This is a genomic window from Microbacterium aurantiacum, assembly GCF_002872075.1.
GTDB classification, from domain to species: Bacteria; Actinomycetota; Actinomycetes; order Actinomycetales; family Microbacteriaceae; genus Microbacterium; species Microbacterium aurantiacum_A.
In genome coordinates this window covers 465,228-486,369 of record NZ_PGGU01000016.1, presented here as the reverse complement: position 1 = coordinate 486,369, position 21,142 = coordinate 465,228, and the positions used below count along the sequence as shown (strand labels likewise).

Sequence of the window (21,142 nt, the reverse complement as noted above, 5' to 3'; positions counted from 1 at the left end):
GAGTATTGCCATCCCGGGGCACCGTGGCGTTCCGCGGCGAGCGGCTACCCCGCGAGCAGCACCTCGTAGCCGGCGGCGCGCAGCGTCGCGACCTCCTCGGCATCCGCTCCGGCATCCGTGAACACGGTCGGGAACAGGTCCACCCCGCCGACAGCGGCGAAGGCGGTGATGCCGAGCTTGCTTCCGTCCGTGACGACCACGACGCGGCTGGCGCGCTCGGCCATCAGCCGGTTCACTGCGGCCTCGCGTTCGTCGTGCGTCGTCGCGCCGCCCTCGGCATCCAATCCGTTGACGCCGATGAACGCGATGTCGAGGCGTACACCGCGCAGCAACTGCTCGACGAACGGGCCGACGAGCTCGTAGCTGCGCGAGTGGATGACTCCGCCGGTGACGACGACCTTGATGTCGGGGCGGGTGGCGAGTTGCGCGGCGATGTTCACCGCGTTCGTCACCACCGTGATCCCCTGCGCGGCGAGGTCGTCTCTCGCGGCGAGCGCCGCCGCGATCGCCGTCGTGGTCGTGCCGCCGGAGAGGCCGACGACGGTGCCGGGTGCGACGAGGGCGGCCGCGGCCTGCGCGATGCTCTCCTTCTCCTGCGTGCGCAGGTGGCTCTTGTACCGGATCGGCAGTTCGTAGGCGACGGTCTGCGCCACCGCTCCGCCGTGCGTGCGGGTGAGCAGGCGCTGCTCGGCGAGGCTGTCGAGGTCTCGCCGAGTCGTCGCCGGTGACGCGTCGAAGCGCTCGACGAGCTCGTCGACGCTGACCTCGCCGGTCGCCGCGAGCAGGTCGAGGATCGCGTTCAGGCGCGCTGCGCGCTTCATGCCGGTGCTCCAGAGATCTCGTGTGCAGGGCGGATCATGATGCGGCTCCGGCGTCCTGCAGGGCGAACAGTCTGAGCATACGGGCCGCCTCACCCGCCAGCGCCTCGCGGGCGGGTGCGAGGTACTTGCGCGAGTCGACGAGCCGCTCGTCGGCGGCGAGCCGTTCTCTGATCGCGCTCGTGAAGAATCCGTTCAGATGCGTGGACACGTTGATCTTCGTCATCCCGGCGCGCACGGCGTCGGCGATCACGGCATCCGACACTCCCGACGAGCCGTGGAGCACCAGGGGAACCGGCAGTGCAGCACGCAGACGGGCGATCAGGTCGAGGTCGAGGGAAGCCGTCCTGGCAGTCATCGCGTGCGACGAGCCGACCGCCACCGCGAGGGCGTCGACGCCGGTCGCCGCCACGAAGGCACGCGCCTCGTCCGGGTCGGTGCGCACCCCCGGCGCGTGGGCGCCGTCCTTGCCGCCGACCTCTCCCAGCTCGCCCTCGATGTAGACGCCGGCGGCGTGGGCCCGCTTCGCGACCGCGGCGGTCAAGGCGACGTTGTCCTCGTACGGCAGGGCCCCGCCGTCGAACATCACCGAGCCGAAACCGAGGTCGATCGCCTCGGCCACGAGTTCCGGATGCTCGGCGTGATCGAGGTGCACGGCGACCGGGGTCGTCGCCCGCCGGGCGACCGCGAGGGTGGCGAGCGCGATCGGCTCGAAGCCCCCGTGGTAGTCGGCGCAGTTCTGCGAGATCTGCAGGATCACCGGCAGCTGCGCGCGCTCCGACGCGTGGACCAGCGCTTCGGCGGTCTCGAGGTGGATCACGTTGAACGCGCCGATGCCGGTGCCGGCGACGGCCGCGGCGGAGACGAGTTCGCGGGCGGAGACCAGGGTCATGCGGGGTCCTTCGGTTCGTACAGTGGCTCCGGATCTGGCGAAGCGACATGGTCCGCACGAGACACCACGCCGGACGTGGTGTCTCGTGCAGCGGCTGTCGGTTCGAACCCCGGACGGATCTCGACAGCTCGCTCGAGATCGGGCCAGTGCTCATGGATCTCACCGGCGAGGGGCATCAGCACGGCGGCCGCCGACCACGCCGTCGCCCGCCGGAGGATCTCCTCCGGATCGGTGACGCCGGCGTCGAGCAGCGCGGCGCACGCGGCGACGGCGGCGTCGCCCGCGCCGGTCGGATTCCCGGCCAGTGACTCGGGAAGCCGGGCGTGCAGGATGTCCGATCCGGATGCGGTGATGGCCAGCATCCCGTCCGCTCCGCGCGACAGCAGCACCAGGGATGCTCCGCGCTCGACAAGCACGCGAGCTCCCTCGATCGGGTCGGCGATGCCGGTGGCTTCGACCAGCTCCTCGGCGTTGGGCTTGAGGACGGATGCTCCGGCATCCGCCGCCTGCAGCAGTGCGGGGCCGGAGGTGTCCACGATCACGGGGATTCCGGCGTCCTTGCCGAGTCCGATGAGGAGCGGCAACAGCGTGCGCGGCGCACCGGGCGGGAGGCTGCCCGAGATGACGAGCACGCCGGCGCCGGGGAGCGCATCGACGATCTCCCCGACCAGCGCCGCCCACTCCGCGTCTGTCGGGTTGAGCCCGCGCTCATTGATGACGGTCGTGTCGCCCCGCTGCCCGTCGACGAGCGCGATGCTGCGACGGGTCGCCCCCGCCACGGGCACCAGCCGATGCGGTACTCCGCTCGCCCGCAGCTCGGCGGCGAACTCGGCGCCGGTGGCTCCGCCGGCTGTGCTGACGGCCCGCACGTCGGCACCCTGAGCGTGCGCCACCCTGGCCACGTTGATCCCCTTGCCGCCCGCGCGGGTGGCTGCGGCATCCGTCCGATGTGTTTCGCCGACATGGATGCTGTCGACGTGCCACGTGAGATCGAGGGCGGGGTTCGGGGTGACGGTGAGGATCATGCGAGCTCCCTGGCACGCAGCGCGGCGCCGAGGATCCCCGCATCGCCGGAGAGTTCAGCGGGGACCAGTTCGGGGATGCGGTGGAAGCTGAGGCGCGCGGCGAGACGGCTGCGCAGTTCGCCGAACAGCGCGCCGCCGGCGCGGGAGAGACCGCCGCCGATGACGATCGCCTCGGGGGCGACGACGGCGGTGATCTGAGCCAATGACATCGTCAGGGCGCCGAGCGCCGAGTCCCAGATCGCCGCGGCGACCTCATCACCGGCCGCGGCACGGGCGATGACCCCCTTCGCGCCGTCGGGGTCGACGCCGGTCTCCTCGCGATAGCGGCGTGCGATGGCGCCAGCCGAGGCGACGGCCTCCAGACAGCCGCGGGCGCCGCACGCGCACAGCGGACCGTCGGCGACGGGCGAGTGACCGATCTCGCCGGCGTAGCCGCCCGCGGTGTAGGGCGTTCCGTCGATGAGCAGGGCGCCGGCGATCCCGGTGCCGATGACGAGCACGACCGAATTCGCGTAGGCGCGGGCGCCGCCGAGGCGGTGCTCCGCCCAGCTCGCAGCGCGCACGTCGTGGTCGAAGGCCACGGGGAGCGCGAGCCGCGCTGCGGCCAGATCGCGCAGCGGCGAGTCGTGCCAGCCGAGGTTGCTGGCGAAGACGCCGAGCCCGGCATCCGCGTCGACGATCCCGGGGACCACCAGCCCGGCCGCCTGCGGCACCACCTCGGGGTGAGCGGCACGGAGCTCGGCCGCGAGCACGCCGAGGCGCTCGATCAGGACCTCGGTGCGATCACCGTCAGCGATCGGGGTGGGCGTTCGCCGGAGGCCCCGGGCGATGCCGTCCGCGCCGAACAGGGCCGACTTGATGTCGGTACCGCCCACGTCGAAGGCCAGCACGGGCGCTCCGCCGCCCAGCGAGCGCACGTCGGCCAGCGCCTCGCCGGAGGCTTCGCGCACGATGTCCGGCTCCGCATCCCCGGGCGTGATCATCATCCGGTCCGTTCAGGCGTCCAGGATGACCGAGCGGCTGAGGTTCCGCGGCTGGTCCGGGTCGAGGCCACGGGCGACTGCACGATCGAGTGCGACGCGATGCAGGCGCACGAGGTCGGCCATCGGGTCGATCGGGTTCTGCTCGAAGCGGGCCCCGGTCGCCTCGACCTGTGCGGCCAGTCCCTCCGGCGGTGTGCCGAACTGCCACGTCACCCGGCCGGGCGCGGCGATCGCGATCGGTCCGTGGCGGTACTCCATCGACGGATACGACTCCGTCCAGGACTGCGAGGACTCCCGCATCTTCAGCGCAGCCTCGTTCGCGAGACCCACGGTCCAGCCGCGTCCGAGGAACGTGTACTGCTCGGCGTCGCGCAGCGCGGCATCGTCGGTCGATGCCAGCACGGCGTGGGCGTCGGCGATCGCCTGGCTGAGGTCCTCGTCGAGCGAGGCGCGGAAGAGGGCCAGCGCTGTGGTCGCGAACCGCGTCTGCACCACGGACTTCTCGTCGGCGAAGGGCAGCAGCACGGCATCGTCGACGAGCGAGACCAGCGGCGACGCGGGGTCGCCGATGACGCCGATCGTGGGAACACGCCCGCGGAGGCGCTCGACCAGTTCGAGCACCTCGGTCGTCGTGCCGGATCGGGTCAGTGCGACGACGGCGTCGTATCCGCGGTCGACGAACGACTCCGATGCGGCGAACGCATCCGTCTCGCCGAACCCGGCCCTCTCGCGCAGCGCCGCGAACGACTGCGCCATGAACCAGGACGTCCCGCATCCGATGACCGCGATGCGTGCGCCCTTGGCCGGCAGTGCTCGCTGCGCCTCGCGCAGGTCGGCGGCGCGTGCCCACGTCTCGGGCTGAGAGGTCAGCTCTTCGCGCATGTGCGCGCCGGGCAGCGAATCGATCATCAGAGACCCTTCGTCAGAAAGTGCAAATTTGTGATTGTTTTAAGTCATATTCGATCATATAGTAGCGCTCCATGAGAAGGCTACCGGGTTTCGACGCCATCGGCGATCAGCGGAATTGCGCGATCGTGTCGGTGAGAGCGGCGAGCGTCGCGCTCGTCGTCGACACCCCATCGGCGCGGATCGCGAGCAGACCCGCACCGACGGTTCCATCGTCGACCCGACGCAGGTCGAGTTCGGTCGCACTGTTGCCCAGCCTCAGGATGAACGCATCGCGCACCGGGCCGGAACGCGACAGGACGCCACCGCCGACGATCAGCGGCCCCGGCCCGCTCAGTGCCGCCGCGAGCGAGTCGGCGAGGTGCTCACCCGCCCGCCGCAGGATCCTGAGGGCCACGGGATCGTCGGTCGCGAAGGCGAGCGGCGCCAGCGAGGCCAGTTCGATCGGCGGCAGGGCGTACAGCGCATCGACGACGCGCTCGAGCGCCTGCGGGCGCCCTTCCGCCCCCATCGCCGGCGAGGAGATGCCGAGATGATCCAGCAGTCGCTGCGTCATCGCGGTCTCGGGCCCCGTGCCGTCGAGATCCTGCACCACGGCCCTCACCACACGGCGGCCGATCCAGAATCCGCTGCCCCGGTCGCCGAGCAGCCAGCCGAGCCCGTCACGAGCCGACTCGATCCGGCCCCCCGAGATCCTCACCACGCACGCGCCGGTGCCCGACACGATCGCATAGCCGAAGTCATCGGCCGTGCCGCTGAAGTACGTCGCGAGCAGATCGGACTCGAAGGTGAGGCGACCGATGAAACCCTCCGCGACGAGACGGTCGTGGAGGCGCTGCACTCCGGGGCCGGATGCCCGTTGCCCCGCCATCGCCGCAGTGATCACCCGGATGCCGTCCCATCGCACTCCGGCCGACGAGATCGCTCCCCGCACGGCTTCCAGCACACCGTCAGCGGCGCGCTCCGCACCCGCGGAGACGGGGTTGCCCCGCCCACCGACGCCGTAGCCGACGCACTCCCCCTGAGCCGTGGTCAGCACCGCCCTGGTCGACGTTCCTCCGGCATCCAGACCCAGCATCAACATGTCGTGACCCATTTGTTATGCGTCCTAACTTGACCTTCATGTGCCGTGAGCATAGCTTCAAGCCAACGGAAATATCCGGGGGCGAAATCTGGAGGCAATGGTGCCACGCAGCATGGGCGTCGGCAATGGCGGGGCCTGCGACCCGACGACATGTCAGTGAAGCAGTTCCAACGAGGAGGCCCACGATGAGCGATGCGTCCCACCTGTTCCGCGAGGTGCAGACCCGCCTCGAGGTCCTGACCGAGCGGGCCGAAGCCGGTGCTTTCGACGGTGCGATCGACCTGGTGGTCGCCGCCCTCGATGCCGGCGGCGTGATCCATGCCTTCGGCACCGGTCACTCCGAAGCCTTCGCCATGGAGGTCTCCGGGCGCGCGGGCGGACTCATCCCGACCAACCGCTTCGCGCTCCGCGACATCGTGATGCACGGCGATCGCGATGTCGACGTGCTCACCGGCGCACTGGAGCGCGAACCGTGGGTGGTCGACGAGCTCATGGCCACGGTGCCGGTCGGCGACAGTGACGTCTTCATGATCGCCTCGAACTCCGGCGTGAACGGATCCATCGTCGGCGCCGCGCTGTGGGCGAAGGAGCGGGGGCACAGCGTCATCGCGGTGACCAGCCTGCAGCACACCGCACGCGTGCAGCCGAAGCATCCGTCCGGCAAGCGGCTCAGCGAGGTCGCCGACATCGTCATCGACAACCTCGCCCCGTACGGCGATACGACGCTCGAAGTGGCCGACGGAATCGGCGCCGGAGCCGTCTCGTCGATCACCGCCGCGTACATCGCCCAGCTGCTCACTCTCGGGGTGGCACGCACGATCGCCGACCGAGGCGAGACGCCCCCCATGTACATCTCCGCCAACATTCCCGGCGGCGACGACCACAACTCCGTCCTCGAAGACCGCTACCGCGGTCGCATCCGACGGGGCGCCTGAGCGCGCACCCGGCCATCACCCACCGATCACACCCGATCACACCACAACGAAAGGTACGAAGATGGAAATCCAGACCACCTCCATCAGCCGCCGCAACCTGCTGCGCGGTGCAGCCGCGACGGCGCTGCTGCTTCCCTTCGGCATGTCCCTCGCATCCTGCGCCGCACCCGGCGGGGGCGGCACCGCGGGCCCCAAGGGCGAGATCACCGCCGACAACCCGTTCGGCGTCGCCGCGAACACGACCGTCGACGCGGTCATCTTCAACGGCGGCTACGGCGTCGACTACGTCGAGAACGCCGCCAAGCTGATGGAGAAGAGCAAGGGCCTCGACGGCGTCACCGTCAAGGTCTCGCCCTCGACGAAGATCGCCACCGAACTGCAGCCGCGCTTCGTCGGCGGCACCCCGCCGGACCTGATCGACAACTCCGGCGCGAACTCGATCGGCTGGAACACGATCATCGACCAGCTCGAAGACCTCACCTCGGTGATCGACTCCGAGAACCTCGAGGGGGAGAAGATCCGCGACACGCTCTACGGCGGCGTCGAGGCTCCCGGAACCTTCGACGGCAAGTTCGTCGCGTTGAACTACGTCATGACCGTGTACGGCCTGTGGTACTCGTCGAGCCTGTTCGAGGAGAACGGCTGGACCGTGCCGACGAGCTGGCAGGACCTCAAGGCGCTCGGCGAGGCCGCGAAGGCGCAGGGCAAGTTCCTGTTCCTCTGGGGCAAGGAAGCCGCGACCTATTACCAGACGATGGTCGTCGACTCGGCCGTCATCCAGGGCGGCGACGACGTGCGCCTGCCGCTGGAGAACCTCGAAGAGGGATGCTGGTCGAACCCGGTCATCCAGGAGATCCTGACGATCTTCCACGACCTGATCGCGTCGGGTTACGTCAAGCCGGGCGGCTCGGGCACGCAATTCACCGAGGCCCAGTCGCAGTGGAGCAACAAGCAGGAGGCGCTGCTGTACCCGTCGGGCTCGTGGATCGAGAACGAGATGAAGTCGCAGACGAAGGACGGCTTCGCGATGAAGGGCATCGCCGAGCTGCCGCTCGACGGCAGCCAGACGACGCCGGCCGGCACGATGCGCGCCGAGGCCGGCGAGCCGTTCGTGGTCCCGTCCAAGGCGAAGAACCCGGCCGGCGGCAAGGAGCTGCTGCGCACGATGCTGTCGAAGGAGTCGGCGACCGCATTCGCGAAGGAGAAGCTCGCTCCGACCATCGTCAAGGGCACGGTTCCCGAAGACGGCTTCGGCTCGACCGCGCTCGTCTCGCAGTCGGAACTGCTGGCGACCGCCGGTGAGAACGTCTTCACGATCAAGTCGTTCAACCTCTACGGCATGAACAGCGACCAGCTGCCGATCTGGAACTCGTTCCTCGACGGCAAGATGACGGTCGCCGAGATCACCCAGCAGCTGCAGGACCTCACGGACAAGATCCGCGAGGACGACTCCGTCAACAAGATCGAGATCAAGTGACCTCAGCTCCAGGTCTTGACACGGCGATGAACACCGCCGCTGTCATCACTTCCCCGACGGGGCGGCGCAAGCCGCCCCGTCTCGGGCAGCGCCGGCTGACCTTCGACTACGTCTCCTTCCTGCTGGTGTTCCTCGTTCTGCCGGTGGCGATCTTCCTGATCTTCGTGATCTCGCCGTTCGTGCAGGCCGTGTACTACTCGATGACCAATTGGACCGGGTTCTCGCCCGAGATGGACTTCGTCGGGCTTCTGAACTTCGGGCGCCTGTTCTCCGACTCGACGTTCCTGCAGGCCATGGGCAACAACATCGTCCTGGCGATCGTCGTGCCGCTGATCACCCTGTCGATCGCGCTGGTCTTCGCCGGCATGATCACCGTCGGCGGTCCCACGAGCGGCCAGGTCCGTGGCCTCGGCGGCTCGAGCTTCTACCGCGTCGTCTCGTTCTTCCCGTACGTGATCCCCGCGATCGTCATCGGCATCCTCTGGGCGCTGATCTACTCGCCGGAGGGTCTGCTCAACGGCATCCTCGATGCCGCAGGTCTGCAGATGAGCGGCTTCGCCTGGCTCGGCGACGAGCGCACCGCCATGGGCGCCTCGATCTTCGTGATCGTCTGGGGCATGGTCGGCTTCTACATGGTGCTGTTCATCGCCGCGATCAAGGGCATCCCCGCCGAGACCTACGAGGCCGCCCGCATCGACGGCGCCGGCCGATTCCGCACCATGATCTCGATCACGCTGCCGCTGATCCGCGACAACGTGCAGACCGCCTACATCTACATCGGCATCATGGCTCTCGACGCGTTCGTCTACATGGCGGCGCTGAACGCCACCGGCGGCCCCGGCAACTCCACCCTGGTGATGTCGCAGTACCTGTACCGCACCGCATTCGAGAAGAGCCAGTTCGGCCTGGCCAGCGCGATGGGTGTCGTGCTCGCCGTGATCACGCTGCTGTTCGCGGCCGTCGTGTTCCTGGTCAACAGGCTCACCGGTGGCAAGGACGACGGGGGACGCGAATGAGCGACAAGACGCAGACCCTGATCTCCATCGATCCGAAGCGCACGCGCAAGAACACGCTGCCGATCCGCAAGGTCAAAACCACGGGCGGTGACAAGGTCGTCGGCACGATCTCGCACGTCGTCCTCGCGATCTGGTCGATCATCGTGATCGCACCGCTGCTGTGGACGCTGTTCAGCTCGTTCAAGACCACGTCGGAGATCTTCGAATCGCCGTTCACGCTGCCGTCGTCGTGGGATCTCACGAACTACATCAACGCGTGGACGAAGTACAACTTCGGCCAGATGTTCCTGAACACCATCATCGTGGTCGGCGTCTCGCTGTTCCTCGTAATGCTGCTCGGGGCCATGTGCGCCTATGTGCTCGCGCGCTTCTCCGTGCCCGGGAGCAGGGTGATCTACTACCTGATGCTCGCGGGTCTCACCTTCCCGGTGTTCCTCGCGATCGTCCCGCTGTTCTTCGTCCTGCAGGGGATCGGGCTGCTGGGCACGCTCCCGGGCCTGATCATCACCTACGTGGCCTTCGCCCTGCCGTTCACGGTGTTCTTCCTCTACTCGTTCTTCAAGTCATTGCCCTACGAGATCCAGGAAGCCGCCTACGTCGACGGTGCGAGCGAGTGGCGCACGTTCTTCCAGGTGATGCTGCCGATGGCCAAGCCCGGCCTGGCGGCGGTCGGCATCCTGAACTTCCTCGGCCTGTGGAACCAGTTCCTGCTGCCCGTCGCGTTGAACCCGAACTCGTCGCAGTACGTCCTGTCGCAGGGAATGGCGGCGTTCGCGTCGGCAGCGGGCTACGAGGTCGACCAGGGTGCGCTGTTCGCCGCGGTGATCATCACGATCGTCCCGGTGCTGCTGGTGTACATCTTCTTCCAGCGTCAGCTGCAGGGATCGGTGTCGCAGGGCACCTCGAAGTAGCTCCGGCGCAGGAAGGTCCCGGAACGCGGTCGCGTTCCGGGACCTTCCGCATTCTCAGGCGGATGCTGCCAGCCGGTAGGTCATCCCCACGTGACCGCTCGGATGCGACACCGCCCGGACGAGTTCGAGACGGCGCTGACCCAGTGCCGCCGGCGTGAACGAACGCCCCTCGCCTATGAGCGCCGGCACCACCCGGAGACGCAGCTCGTCGACGAGCCCGGCCTCGAACAGGGCATCGGCGAGGGTGAGGCTGCCCCAGACGATGATGCGGTCGTATCGTTCCTTCAGCGCCGCGACCGTCTCCGCGGCGTCGCCCTGGAGGATGTCGATCGACCCCTCACCCCACGGCGCCTCGGCCAGGCTGTTCGAGATGACGAACTTCGGCAGGCGATCGATCGGCTCGGCGACGACCTCGACCGCAGGGTCAGCCGTCGGCCAGTACCCCGCGAACATCCGGTAGGTGTTCGCGCCCAGCAGGATCGCGTCGACGTCCCGGAGGAACTCCAGCTGGTCGTCGTCGTTCGCGTTGCCGACATCGGCCGCATCCATGAACCCGATGCCGCCGTCGGCTTCCGCGGCGTACCCGTCGACGCTCACGATCTGCTCGACGGTGAGGATGCCCATCAGAACGCCTCCGCGTCGCGGCTCGCCGGAGCTTCGATGCGCTCGTCGAGCATGTCGAACGCCGAGTCCCAGCCGTCGTAGACGAACTCATCGCCCGGTGCACCGTCGAAGCCCTGCAGATGGAATGTCATCAGCGTCTCTTCGCCGTCGGCACCGTGCGTCGCAAGGTGGACGGTGATGACCGGGGCGGATTCGTCAGGATCGCCCTGAGATCCCCAGGTGAAGACGAGTCGCTCCGGCGGCGTGATCTCGCGGTAAACCCCGGTGGTGGGATACTCCGTGCCATCCGGCGCGATCATCGTGTAGCGGTACCGGCCGCCCGGTCGCGCGTCGATCTCGACGCTCTCCCGAGGGAGATCCACGCCTCGCGGATGCCACCAGAAGATCGCCTCGGCGGGGTCGGTCCAGGCTCGCCACACGAGGTCTCGTGGCGCGGCGAAGATGCGAGTGATCGTGAACTGCTTCTGGGTGGTCGCCGTCTGCTCAGGCATCCGTCTTTCCTTTCAGTTCCCGGAGTCGCTCGTCGAGCGCATCGAAGCGCGCGTTCCATTCGGCGCGGTGCCGCTCGACCCATGCCATCGCCTCGTCGAGGGGCTCCGTGCGGAGCGTGCACCGTCGCCACTGCGCATCGACGGTGCGTTCGATGAGACCCGCGCGCTCGAGCACCTTGAGATGCTGCGAGATCGCGGGCCGGCTCATCGCGAACGGGTCAGCCAGCTCTCCGACCGTCGTCGAACCTCCGCTGAGGCGCGAGATCATCGCGCGCCTGGTCGGATCGGCAAGCGCCTGGAAGACGAGACTGAGGTCGTCCACTACGTCCATGTAAGCGATTCCTTAATTAGTGAATGGCTTAACTATGCGTGGACGCGGCGATGCTGTCAACCCCCTGCACGCACGCACGCTGCAGCAGCCGAGCAGTTCGTCAGCGGCCTTCGGCGGCCTCGGTGTGGTGACGGATGACCTCGGCGACGACGAAGTTGAACCATTTCTCGGCGAACTCGGGGTCGAGGTGCGCCTCTTCGGCGAGCGCACGCAGGCGCGCGGTCTGCTGCTCTTCGCGATTCGGGTCGGATGCCGGCATCTCATGCTCGGCCTTGAGGTGGCCGACCTGCTGCGTGGCGCGGAACCGCTCGGCCAGCATGAAGATGAGCGCGGCGTCGATGTTGTCGATCGTGGCACGCAGGCGAAGCAGTTCTTCCTTCGGGTCACCGGCTGCTGTCATGCCCCTACTCTAGGAGGTTCCCCGGCCATCGATCCGAGCTGTGACACCGATATCGTGAGGGCATGAGCAACGACGAATCGGCGGCATCCGAGGTCATCGACGACCCACCGCCCGCCGAACCGCCGCCGGCGGTCGAGGCGGCCGCCGGACCGGCAGCCGTCGAGGCGGAAGTTCGGAGCCGCTCGCAGGCGGTCGTCGAGCCGATGACACCGAGCCGTTCGTTCTGGACGCGCATCGACCGGCCGTTCGTGTTCGGATTCCTGGTGACGCTGGGCGGGCTCGCGGCCCTGCTGCTGGGACTCGCTCTTTCGAACCTCGCGACCGTGCTCATCTACATCGCTCTGGCGCTCTTCGCAGCCCTGGGCCTCGATCCTGCCGTCCGGTTCCTCGAGCGCCGCGGGCTGTCCCGCGCCGTCGCCGTGCTCATCGTGATCCTCGGGCTCGTCGGAATCGTCGCCCTCATCCTGTGGATGGTCCTCCCGATCGTCATCGATCAGATCGCGAGCTTCGTGCGTTCCGTGCCGGGGATGATCCGGGAGTTCACTGCGACCGACCTCTATGCGACGCTCGACAGGCAGTTCGGCGACCAGTTCCAGACGCTGGTGGCCGATGTCCAGAAGTTCCTCTCCGACCCCGGCAACATCGCGGCGATCGGTGGTGGCGCCCTGCAGATCGGCGCGTCGATCGCGACGGGAATCTCCGGCGTGATCGTGGTGCTGGTGCTCACCCTGTACTTCGTCGCCACGCTCCCCGGCATGAAGAGGGGCCTGCTCCGGCTGGTGGCGGCCCGCGACCGGACCCGCGCCGGCGACATCACCGACCTGATCACGGATTCGGTCGGCGGCTATGTGATGGGGATGGTCGTGCTGGCCTTCTTCAACGCGATGATCGCGCTCGTGCTGTATGTCTCACTCGGGCTGCCGTTCCCGCCGCTGATGGCGACGGTCGCCTTCTGCATCACCCTGATCCCGCTGGTCGGCTCCGTGATGTTCTGGGTCATCGGCACCGGCCTCGCCCTGTTCACCGATCCGGTGGCCGCACTGATCTTCGGGATCGTCTACCTCGTCTACATGCAGATCGAGGCGTATGTGATCACTCCGCGCGTGATGAACCGGGCGATCGCCATCCCCGGTTCGCTCGTGGTCATCGGCGCTCTCGCCGGAGGCACGCTGCTCGGCCTGCTCGGCGCCCTCGTCGCGGTGCCGGTCGCGGCATCCATCCTCATCATCATCAAGCAGGTGTGGGTTCCGCGGCAGGACGCGAGGATCTAGAGCGCCTGGTCCACGACACCGACGAATCGGGTTCCGACGCCCTCGAAGTAGCCGCGGTGCTGGCCGGCAGCCGGCTTCGGAAGTTCGCCGGAGGAATGATGGCGGCAGCTGACGTAGGTGAACTCGGGCCACCATTTCTTGGGCCTGGCCGTCTCGGTGTATCCGCACACCTCGCAGGTCAGGGTGACCCACACAGGGCGCGCGCCCTTCTTGCGGTTCGACCGGGACTGGACGAGCCACGCGGGCGGATCCTGTTCGAGGGCCGTAAGCTCGGCCTCGCTCGCACCGTCGCCGAATCCGTGGCGGTCGGCCATCTCCAGGGAGATGTCGAGCCGCTGGGCGAGATCTCGCTTGGAGATCATGCCGATCTATCCGTTGCCATGGGGTCCATTCTCTCAGGCCGCGCGCCGCGCATGCAGAGGGGGCCTTCCGATGGTCGTCGGAAGGCCCCCTTTCAGCTCTATCAGAGCAGGTCGTTGTCCTTGAGCCACTGGGTCGCGATCAGCTCGCTCGAGATCTCCTCGACCGTGCTCTGCACGTTCAGCGCGACCAGGTCGTCGGCGCCGAGGGCGGCGCTGACGGCATTGATCACGTCGGCGATGTCGCCGGCGATGTCGCTCGACGCGATCGGGACGACGTTCGAGGCGAGGATCATGTTCTCCGGGTCCTCGAGGGCGACGATCTGCTCGGTCTCGAAGGCGGGGTCGGCCGTGTAGATGTCGGCCACCTGGACGTCGCCGGCCAGCAGCGACTCCAGCGTGGTCGGACCGGTGGCCGAGAAGCCCACGTCGACGCCGTAGACCTGCTTGGCGCCGGCCGGCCCGTACGGGCGCTGCTCGAACTCCGGGGCGGCGCCGATCGTGACCGGCGTGGTGACCTTGGCGAGGTCTTCGATCGTCTTGAGGCCGTTGTCGTCGGCGAAGCTCTTCAGAACCGTGTACGTGTCCTGATCGGATGCCTCGGAGTAGTCGAGCGCCGTCAGGCCATCCGGCAGCACCTCTTTCAATGCGGCGTACACGTCTTCGGGGCTCGTCGCCGTGGCATCCGCATCGAGGAACTCCAGCAGGTTGCCGGTGTACTCCGGGAAGAGATCGATCGCGCCGGATTCGATCTCGGGCATGTACGCGTCACGCTGGCCGACGTTGAACTGCCGCTCGACCTCGAAGCCGGCGTTCTCGAGCGCCTGAGCGTAGATCTCGGCGATGATCTCGTTCGAGTAGTAGGCCTGCGAGCCGATGACGATGGTGTCGGTGTCGCCCGAGCCGGGGTCGGCCTCGGTGGGGGTGTCCAGCGGATTGCTGCTGGAGCAGCCGGCCAGGACGAGGGATGCGGCGAGCGCGACGCCGCCGAGGAGGGCGAATCGTGACTTTCGTGCGGTGAACATGGTGTTCCTCTCTGAGGCGATGGGATGCGGTCCGTCGACGTGCTCGGGACCTACGTGGTTGCGGGACTGGTGCGGCGGGCGGTTCGGGGTGTGCGCCGGCGCAGCTTCGCGACGCGTACCCCCGCAGGGACGGCAGCCCGCTGTGCGCTCGCGAGGATCAGATCGACGAGGAGCGCGAGCGTCGCGACGAGGATCGCGCCGCCGAGCACCTGATCGAACCGGCGCAGGGGGATGCCCTGGATGATCGGCCAGCCGAGTCCGCCGAGGTTGACGTAGGCGGCGATCGTGACCGTCGCGATGACCTGGAGCAGTGCCGCGCGCAGCCCGCCGACCAGGAGCGGCAGCCCGAGCGGCACCTCGACCTTCCAGAACACCTGCCATTCGGTCATGCCCATCGACCTCGCCGCGTCGATCACGCGGCGGTCGATGGCTTCGAATCCGGTGTAGGCGCCGGCGAGCAGCGAGGGGATGGCCAGCAGCACGAAGGTGATGACGGCGGCCGCCGGGATCTGCAGCACGCCCAGGAGGAGCACGAGCAGCACCATCAGGCCGAACGAGGGTATGGCGCGCGCGGCGCCCGAGATCGCGACGGCGATCTCGCGGCCCCGGCCGGTGTGCCCGATGAGCCAGCCCGCCGGTACCGCGATAAGTGCCGCGATGAGCACCGAGATCACCGTGTAGAAGAGGTGCTGGCCGAGCAGCGTCGGCAGCGAGTACGACCCCTCCCAGCGGTCCGGGGAGAACAGCCAGGCGAAGGCGTCTGCGAAGAGGTTCATGCGGCGGCCCTCACCGTCATCGCACGGCGGATGCCGACGCGGTCCGTCGCGCGCGTCCACGGCATCAGTGCGCGACCCGCGAGCAGGAGCAGCAGGTCGATGAGGAGCGCGATCACGACCACCGCCACGACGCCGGCGAGCACCTCGGCGATGATCCGGCGCTGCAGCCCGTTGGTGAACAGGTAGCCCAGGTTCGTCACCCCGATGAGGATGCCGACCGTGGCGAGCGAGATCGTGCTCACGGCCGTGACCCGCAGGCCCGCCAGGATCACCGGGCCGGCGAGGGGGAACTCCACTGCCCAGAAGCGGCGGAACGGTGCATAGCCGACGGCCGTCGCGGACTGCCGCACGGCATCGTCGACCGAGTCGAGACCGTCGGCCACCGACCGGACCATGATCGCGACCGCGTAGACCGTGAGCGCGATCACGAGGTTCGCCGGGCTGGTCGCCGAGTAGCCGAGGACGGCCGGCAGCAGGATCAGCAGTGCGAGGGACGGGATCGTGTACAGCAGACCCGTCAGCACGATGACCGGGCCGCGGACCAGCTGGTAGCGCCACGCCAGCCAGCCCAGCGGCAGCGACAGCACGAAGCCCAGCACGATCGGGATCACGCTCTGCTGCAGGTGCACCGCGGTCAGCTCGAGGATGAGCCCGAGGTTGTCGACGACCCAGTTCATGTGACGGGCTCCGGAGCATCCACGATCGCGCCCTGCGTGCGCCCCTCCGAGTCGACGACGACGGTGCCCCGCGGCGTCTGCTTGAGGCGCAGTGCGCGTCGCCCGCGTTCGACGCCGATGAACGCCGAGACGAAGTCATCCGCCGGATTCTCGATGATCTCGCTCGGGCTGCCGACCTGCACGATGCGGGCGCCCTTGTCGAGGATGACGACCTGGTCGCCGAGCAGGAAGGCCTCGTCGATGTCGTGGGTGACGAAGACGACCGTCTTGTCGAGCTCGCGCTGCAGCCGGATCGTCTCCTGCTGCAGGTCGGCGCGGACGATCGGATCGACCGCGCCGAACGGCTCGTCCATGAGCAGGATGTTCGGATCGGCGGCGAGCCCGCGGGCGACGCCGACGCGCTGCTGCTGACCTCCGGATAGCTGACTCGGATACCGGTCGGCGAGGCTCTGGGCGAGTCCCACCGTCTCGAGCAGTTCGCGCGCCCGCTGATGCGCGGCCGAGCGGTTGACGCCGTTCAAGCGCAGCACCGTCGCCACGTTGTCGATGACGGAGAAGTGCGGCATCAGCCCCGAGTTCTGCATCACGTAGCCGATGCGCCGGCGGAGCGCGACCGGGTCGCCGTCGAGTACGCTCTCGCCGTCGATCTCGACATCGCCCGACGTCGGCTCGACCATGCGGTTGATCATGCGCAGCAGCGTCGTCTTGCCGCAGCCGGAGGAGCCGACGAACACCGTCGTCTTGCGCGAGGGCAGCACCAGGCTGAAGTCGTCGACGGCGACGGTGCCGTCGGGGAACTTCTTCGTGACGGAACGGAACTCGATCATGGGCGCATCTCCTGGCTGTCGATCGACTCGGGTTCGAGCGTATAAGAGGTCACGGACATCCCGGCGGGATTCGTGCAGATCGGCCCGATACGACACATCCCTGCAGCCGACCGGGCACGCCGGCTAGCCCGAGGATCCCTCATCTGTTCGGAGCTGCGGCGCCGCCGGATTGGACGCCGCTCGCCCGCCGGTGTCAGCCCGCCGGATCACGCCGATTCCCGCCCGTATGTCTCGAGCAGCCGCAGCCAGACCTCGCTCATCGTGGGGTACGCGGGGACCGCGTGCCACAGGCGCGCGATCGGCACTTCGCCGACGACGGCGATGGTCGCTGCCTGAAGGAGCTCGGCGACCTCGTTCCCGACGAACGTCGCGCCCACGATCACGCCGCGCTCGGTGTCGACGATGATCCGGGCCTGCGCCTCGAAACCGTCCTCGTACAGCCTCGCGCCATCCACCCGGCCGAGGTCGTAGTCGACCACCCTGATCGAGCGGCCCGCCTCGCGCGCGGCATCCGCCGTGAGGCCGACCGATGCGACCTCCGGCGCCGAGAACGTGACCTGCGGCACTGCGGCACGATCGGCGGTGGAGACGTGACGGCCCCAGTCCGCAGTATCCACCGCTTCACCCTTCGCCCTGGCGGCGATGACATCGCCGGCGGCCCGGGCCTGGTACTTGCCCTGGTGCGTGAGCAGCGCCCGGCCGTTCACGTCGCCGACCGCGTAGAGCCAGTCGGCACCGGGGACGCGGAGCGTGTCATCGGTCTCGATCCACCGCCCCGGGGTGAGGCCGACGACCTCGAGTCCGATGTCGTCGCTGCGGGCGCTGCGGCCCGTGGCGACCAGCACCTCATCGGCCGTGACCTCGCTGCCGTCGTCGAGCGTGAGAGTGACGCCGGACGCATCCCGCCGCACGGACGTCGTGCCCGTGCCGGAGCGGACGTCGACGCCCAGCGCACGGAGGCCCGCCGCGACCCGCTCGCCCGCGAACGACTCCATCGATCCGAGCAGCGCACCGCGCGCGATCAGGGTCACCGTCGAACCGAAGCCGGCGTAGGCGGTCGCCATCTCGACCGCGACGACTCCGCCGCCGATGATGGCGAGCGAGCCGGGCACCTCCTGCGCGCTCGTCGCCTCGCGGCTCGTCCACGGAGAGGACTCGGCCAGGCCCTCGATGCCGGGGATGACGGCATCGGATCCGGTGCTGATCGCGACGGCGTGACGGGCCTTGAGCACGCGCGTCGCCCCGTCTGCGTCGGTGACGGTGACTTCGCGTTCCCCGGTGAGGCGCCCGTGCCCACGGGCGAGGTCGATGCCGGCTGAGTCCAGCCACTCCACCTGTCCGGCATCGGACCAGTTGCTGGCGAAGGAGTCGCGGCGGGCGAGCACCGCCTGCACGTCGAGCGCTCCGGTCACCGCCTCGGCCGCACCGCCCACCCGCTGCGCGGCCCGGAGCGCCTGCGCGGGACGCAGCAGCGCCTTCGACGGCATGCACGCCCAGTAGGAGCACTCACCGCCCACGAGTTCGCTCTCCACGATGATCGCCGTGAGCCCGGCCTGCACGGCTCGATCGGCGACGTTCTCGCCGACGGGCCCGCCGCCCAGGATGATCAGGTCGAATTCGTCGGTCGTCATCGTCGTTCCTCTCGTCGGCCCCAGTCTTCCTCAGAAGCAACGTCGAGTCACGGGCGGGTTGTTCCGCGGCCGTGGTTCACAACTCAGGAGTAACGGGCGCAACAGCGGAGAATCCCGCGCATTCCGGTCGATTCCCCGAAGTCTTCCTGAGTTGTGAACACGCCGCAGCCGTCGCGAACCGCGCCGAGCGTCCGCGGGCCGTCGCCTCAGCGCACAGGCAGGAAGTGCGTCGGCGTCGGCACCTGCGCCTGATGGCGGATGCCGAGGGGAGCGCCCGTGCGCTCATCGAGGTCGAGCAGGCTGATCGTGTCGGACCGCTGCCCGGCGACGAGCAGTTTTCCTTCGTGGACGAGGTGGTGACGCGGCCAGTCCACACCGGAGTCCGCGAGCGCGATGGGCTCGAGAGCCGCGCCGCCGTCGCGTACGCGGAGCGCCGCGATGGTGTTGCTGCCGCGCAGCGCCGTGTACAGGAAGGCGCCGTCGCGAGTGCGGGCGAGCTCTGCCGGGAAGTCGAACCCGACCTGGGCGATGGGCGCCGACAACGTCGACGAGACGACTCCCCAGTGACCCTCGCGCGATGCCGCGAGCGTGAACACCTCGCAGGAGTACTCGGTCACGACGTGCAGGTGTCCGCTCGGGTGCATCACCATGTGCCGCGGGCCGGTGCCCTGCGGCAGCACGATCTCGTGGTCGAGGATGAGTCCGCTCGCGGACGCGCGCCAGATGCGCACCAGATCGAAGCCGAGGTCGGTCGTGGCGATGCGCCCGTCGGGGAGGAAAGCCGAAGCGTGCGCGTGCGATTCGCGCTCCATGCCGCTCTCGGCATACGGGTCGGATGCGGCGACACCGGTGCCCGCGGGCGCGGCGTCGTCCGGGGTGGGCTCGCCGAAGAACGCGGCGCGGAGGGCGGCGGCGCGGTTGTCGGCATCCTGCACCAGCCGCCCGGCGGCATCCACGCCGATGCGCACGACCCGGCCATCGCCGTAGCAGCTGGCGATGAGCGACGCACCGCTCGGCGAGACGCCGACGTGGCAGACGTACTGGCCGACGGGCACCGGATCTCCGAGCGGAGACAGCGATGACTCGCCGGAGCGCGTGAAGGCCTGCACCGCGGCATCCCCCTCGAGCGCCGCGTAGACGACGTCGAGGGTCGGATGCTGCGCGAGCCACGACGGTGACGGCGTCTCGGTGACCGCGCCGCGATAGGCGAGCGACGTGGCCTCGCGGCCTTCATCGCCGGCCAGCAGCCCGATGCCGTCGGCCGAACCCTCCATGCCGGCGCCGTAGCCGCCCAGCCAGAACCGTGTCATGAGTGCCGAGCTCAGTCGACCAGGTCGTGACGGACGATGACCTGATCGCGCTCGGGGCCGACGCCGATCACCGAGATGCGGGTGCCGCTCATCGCCTCGAGGGCGAGCACGTAGTCCTGGGCGTTCTTCGGCAGGTCGTCGAAGGTGCGAGCCGTCGAGATGTCTTCACTCCAGCCGGGGTAGTACTCCAGGATCGGCTTCGCGTGGTGGAAGTCGGTCTGGTTCACCGGCACCTCGTCGAAGCGCGCGCCGTCGACGTCGTAGGCGACGCAGACGGGGATCTGCTCGAGGCCGGTGAGGATGTCGAGCTTCGTGAGCACGAGGTCGGTGATGCCGTTGACCCGGGTCGCATAGCGCGTGATCGGCGCGTCGTACCAGCCCACACGACGAGGACGCCCCGTGGTGGTGCCGAACTCGAAGCCGCGGGAGCGCAGCCAGTCGCCCTGCTCGTCGAAGAGCTCGGTCGGGAACGGGCCGGAGCCGACGCGGGTCGTGTAGGCCTTCACGATGCCGACGATGCGATCGAGGCTGCCGGGGCCGACGCCCGATCCGGTCGACGCTCCGCCGGCGGTCGCGGACGACGACGTCACGAACGGGTAGGTGCCGTGATCGACGTCGAGCATGGTCGCCTGACCGCCCTCGAAGACGACGACCTCGTTGCGGCCGAGCGCCTCGGCGAGGAGGTAGCCGGTGTCTGCGACCATCGGGCGCAGCCGCTCGGCGAAGGAGAGCAGGTCTTCGACGACCTCGTCGGCGGTGATCGCGCGGCGGTTGAAGATCTTCACCAGCAGGTGGTTCTTCTGGTCGAGGGCGCCCTCGACCTTCTGGCGCAGGATGTTCTCGTCGAAGAGGTCCTGCACGCGGATGCCGACGCGGTTGATCTTGTCGGCGTAGGCCGGGCCGATGCCGCGGCCGGTGGTGCCGATCATGCGCTTGCCGAGGAACCGCTCGGTGACCTTGTCGAGCGTGCGGTGGTACTGCGTGATGATGTGCGCGTTAGCGCTGACGCGCAGCCGCGAGACGTCGATGCCGCGGGCAGACAGCGCCTCGAGCTCGAAGAACAGCACCTCGAGGTCGATGACCACGCCGTTGCCGATGACCGGGGTGACGCCGGGAGAGAGGATGCCGGAGGGCAGCAGATGCAGGGCGTACTTCTCGTCGCCGACGACGACGGTGTGCCCGGCGTTGTTGCCGCCGTTGAACTTCACCACCCAGTCGGTGCGCTCACCGAGCAGATCGGTGGCCTTGCCCTTTCCTTCGTCGCCCCACTGGACGCCGACGATCACGATTCCTGGCATGGGTAACCCCCTGGGTATTGCCTCTCGCCGGGATTGCACCGGCCGATGAGCTGGCCCGATCGGGCGGTCCCATCC

Annotated in this window: 23 protein-coding genes; 5 read left to right on the top strand and 18 right to left on the bottom strand. The window is 68.7% G+C overall.

Going from position 1 to position 21,142, the window contains the following annotated elements:
• Positions 1–44: 44 nt before the first annotated feature.
• The 6 genes from CUR96_RS13085 to CUR96_RS13060 all read right to left on the bottom strand — a co-directional run bounded on the left by CUR96_RS13085 (position 45) and on the right by CUR96_RS13060 (position 5,708).
• Positions 45–821 carry a DeoR/GlpR family DNA-binding transcription regulator gene (locus tag CUR96_RS13085; protein ID WP_102193729.1) on the bottom strand — a complete coding sequence of 259 codons (777 nt, stop codon included), beginning with the start codon at positions 819–821 and terminating at the stop codon, positions 45–47.
• A 34-nt stretch (positions 822–855) separates the two neighbouring features.
• Positions 856–1,710, bottom strand: coding sequence for a class II fructose-bisphosphate aldolase (locus tag CUR96_RS13080; RefSeq protein ID WP_102193728.1), 855 nt, complete (start codon positions 1,708–1,710; stop codon positions 856–858).
• Complete coding sequence (locus CUR96_RS13075) at positions 1,707–2,735, bottom strand: 1-phosphofructokinase family hexose kinase (protein WP_102193727.1); 1,029 nt, start codon at positions 2,733–2,735, stop codon at positions 1,707–1,709. Before CUR96_RS13075 ends, CUR96_RS13080 begins: the two co-directional genes overlap by 4 nt.
• Positions 2,732–3,718: an ROK family protein gene (locus tag CUR96_RS13070; protein WP_102194006.1), complete on the bottom strand. Its 987-nt coding sequence runs from the start codon at positions 3,716–3,718 to the stop codon at positions 2,732–2,734. Before CUR96_RS13070 ends, CUR96_RS13075 begins: the two co-directional genes overlap by 4 nt.
• A 12-nt stretch (positions 3,719–3,730) precedes the next feature.
• Positions 3,731–4,627 carry an SIS domain-containing protein gene (locus CUR96_RS13065; RefSeq protein WP_102193726.1) on the bottom strand — a complete coding sequence of 299 codons (897 nt, stop codon included), beginning with the start codon at positions 4,625–4,627 and terminating at the stop codon, positions 3,731–3,733.
• A 106-nt stretch (positions 4,628–4,733) separates the two neighbouring features.
• A complete protein-coding gene (locus CUR96_RS13060; RefSeq protein ID WP_180969026.1) occupies positions 4,734–5,708 on the bottom strand; it encodes an N-acetylglucosamine kinase in 975 nt (324 codons plus the stop codon).
• Positions 5,709–5,893: 185 nt separating this feature from the next.
• Between CUR96_RS13060 and CUR96_RS13055 the strand changes: the two genes are divergently transcribed.
• The 4 genes from CUR96_RS13055 (at position 5,894) to CUR96_RS13040 (ending at position 10,047) form a co-directional block, all read left to right on the top strand.
• The gene (locus CUR96_RS13055; protein ID WP_102193724.1) at positions 5,894–6,643 is read left to right on the top strand and encodes a sugar isomerase domain-containing protein; all 750 of its coding nucleotides are present in this window, start codon (positions 5,894–5,896) and stop codon (positions 6,641–6,643) included.
• Between the two features lie 61 nt (positions 6,644–6,704).
• Complete coding sequence (gene ngcE, locus CUR96_RS13050; RefSeq protein ID WP_102193723.1) at positions 6,705–8,120, top strand: N-acetylglucosamine/diacetylchitobiose ABC transporter substrate-binding protein; 1,416 nt, start codon at positions 6,705–6,707, stop codon at positions 8,118–8,120.
• A 26-nt stretch (positions 8,121–8,146) separates the two neighbouring features.
• Complete coding sequence (locus tag CUR96_RS13045) at positions 8,147–9,136, top strand: carbohydrate ABC transporter permease (protein WP_102193722.1); 990 nt, start codon at positions 8,147–8,149, stop codon at positions 9,134–9,136.
• On the top strand, positions 9,133–10,047 hold the full coding sequence (locus tag CUR96_RS13040) for a carbohydrate ABC transporter permease (RefSeq protein ID WP_102193721.1): 915 nt from the start codon (positions 9,133–9,135) through the stop codon (positions 10,045–10,047). The genes CUR96_RS13045 and CUR96_RS13040 overlap by 4 nt, the downstream gene beginning before the upstream one ends.
• A 54-nt stretch (positions 10,048–10,101) precedes the next feature.
• On the opposite strand, the gene CUR96_RS13035 is transcribed toward CUR96_RS13040, so the two are convergent.
• The 4 genes from CUR96_RS13035 to CUR96_RS13020 form a co-directional block, all read right to left on the bottom strand.
• Positions 10,102–10,671, bottom strand: a complete 570-nt coding sequence (locus tag CUR96_RS13035; protein WP_102193720.1) for a dihydrofolate reductase family protein — start codon at positions 10,669–10,671, stop codon at positions 10,102–10,104.
• Positions 10,671–11,162: an SRPBCC family protein gene (locus tag CUR96_RS13030; protein ID WP_102193719.1), complete on the bottom strand. Its 492-nt coding sequence runs from the start codon at positions 11,160–11,162 to the stop codon at positions 10,671–10,673. The genes CUR96_RS13035 and CUR96_RS13030 overlap by 1 nt, the downstream gene beginning before the upstream one ends.
• Entirely contained in the window at positions 11,155–11,493 is a 339-nt protein-coding gene (locus CUR96_RS13025; protein WP_102193718.1) for an ArsR/SmtB family transcription factor, read from the bottom strand. Before CUR96_RS13025 ends, CUR96_RS13030 begins: the two co-directional genes overlap by 8 nt.
• 100 nt (positions 11,494–11,593) lie before the next feature.
• Positions 11,594–11,893, bottom strand: coding sequence for a chorismate mutase (locus CUR96_RS13020; protein ID WP_102193717.1), 300 nt, complete (start codon positions 11,891–11,893; stop codon positions 11,594–11,596).
• Positions 11,894–11,955: 62 nt separating this feature from the next.
• On the opposite strand from CUR96_RS13020, the gene CUR96_RS13015 reads away from it, so the two are divergent.
• The gene (locus tag CUR96_RS13015; protein ID WP_219721986.1) at positions 11,956–13,164 is read left to right on the top strand and encodes an AI-2E family transporter; all 1,209 of its coding nucleotides are present in this window, start codon (positions 11,956–11,958) and stop codon (positions 13,162–13,164) included.
• On the opposite strand, the gene CUR96_RS13010 is transcribed toward CUR96_RS13015, so the two are convergent.
• The 8 genes from CUR96_RS13010 to CUR96_RS12975 all read right to left on the bottom strand — a co-directional run bounded on the left by CUR96_RS13010 (position 13,161) and on the right by CUR96_RS12975 (position 21,067).
• Positions 13,161–13,526, bottom strand: coding sequence for a hypothetical protein (locus tag CUR96_RS13010; protein ID WP_102193716.1), 366 nt, complete (start codon positions 13,524–13,526; stop codon positions 13,161–13,163). The two genes, CUR96_RS13015 and CUR96_RS13010, sit on opposite strands and share 4 nt — an antisense overlap.
• Positions 13,527–13,627: 101 nt before the next feature.
• The gene (locus CUR96_RS13005; protein WP_102193715.1) at positions 13,628–14,548 is read right to left on the bottom strand and encodes a glycine betaine ABC transporter substrate-binding protein; all 921 of its coding nucleotides are present in this window, start codon (positions 14,546–14,548) and stop codon (positions 13,628–13,630) included.
• A gap of 50 nt (positions 14,549–14,598) precedes the next feature.
• Positions 14,599–15,324 carry an ABC transporter permease gene (locus CUR96_RS13000; protein ID WP_102194004.1) on the bottom strand — a complete coding sequence of 242 codons (726 nt, stop codon included), beginning with the start codon at positions 15,322–15,324 and terminating at the stop codon, positions 14,599–14,601.
• Positions 15,321–16,001, bottom strand: coding sequence for an ABC transporter permease (locus CUR96_RS12995; protein WP_102193714.1), 681 nt, complete (start codon positions 15,999–16,001; stop codon positions 15,321–15,323). The genes CUR96_RS13000 and CUR96_RS12995 overlap by 4 nt, the downstream gene beginning before the upstream one ends.
• Positions 15,998–16,828 carry an ABC transporter ATP-binding protein gene (locus tag CUR96_RS12990; RefSeq protein ID WP_102193713.1) on the bottom strand — a complete coding sequence of 277 codons (831 nt, stop codon included), beginning with the start codon at positions 16,826–16,828 and terminating at the stop codon, positions 15,998–16,000. Before CUR96_RS12990 ends, CUR96_RS12995 begins: the two co-directional genes overlap by 4 nt.
• Positions 16,829–17,034: 206 nt before the next feature.
• Complete coding sequence (locus tag CUR96_RS12985; protein ID WP_102193712.1) at positions 17,035–18,459, bottom strand: dihydrolipoyl dehydrogenase family protein; 1,425 nt, start codon at positions 18,457–18,459, stop codon at positions 17,035–17,037.
• A gap of 206 nt (positions 18,460–18,665) precedes the next feature.
• Positions 18,666–19,769, bottom strand: coding sequence for a lactonase family protein (locus CUR96_RS12980; RefSeq protein WP_102193711.1), 1,104 nt, complete (start codon positions 19,767–19,769; stop codon positions 18,666–18,668).
• Between the two features lie 11 nt (positions 19,770–19,780).
• Positions 19,781–21,067: an adenylosuccinate synthase gene (locus tag CUR96_RS12975; protein WP_102193710.1), complete on the bottom strand. Its 1,287-nt coding sequence runs from the start codon at positions 21,065–21,067 to the stop codon at positions 19,781–19,783.
• Between the last annotated feature and the right edge of the window lie 75 nt (positions 21,068–21,142).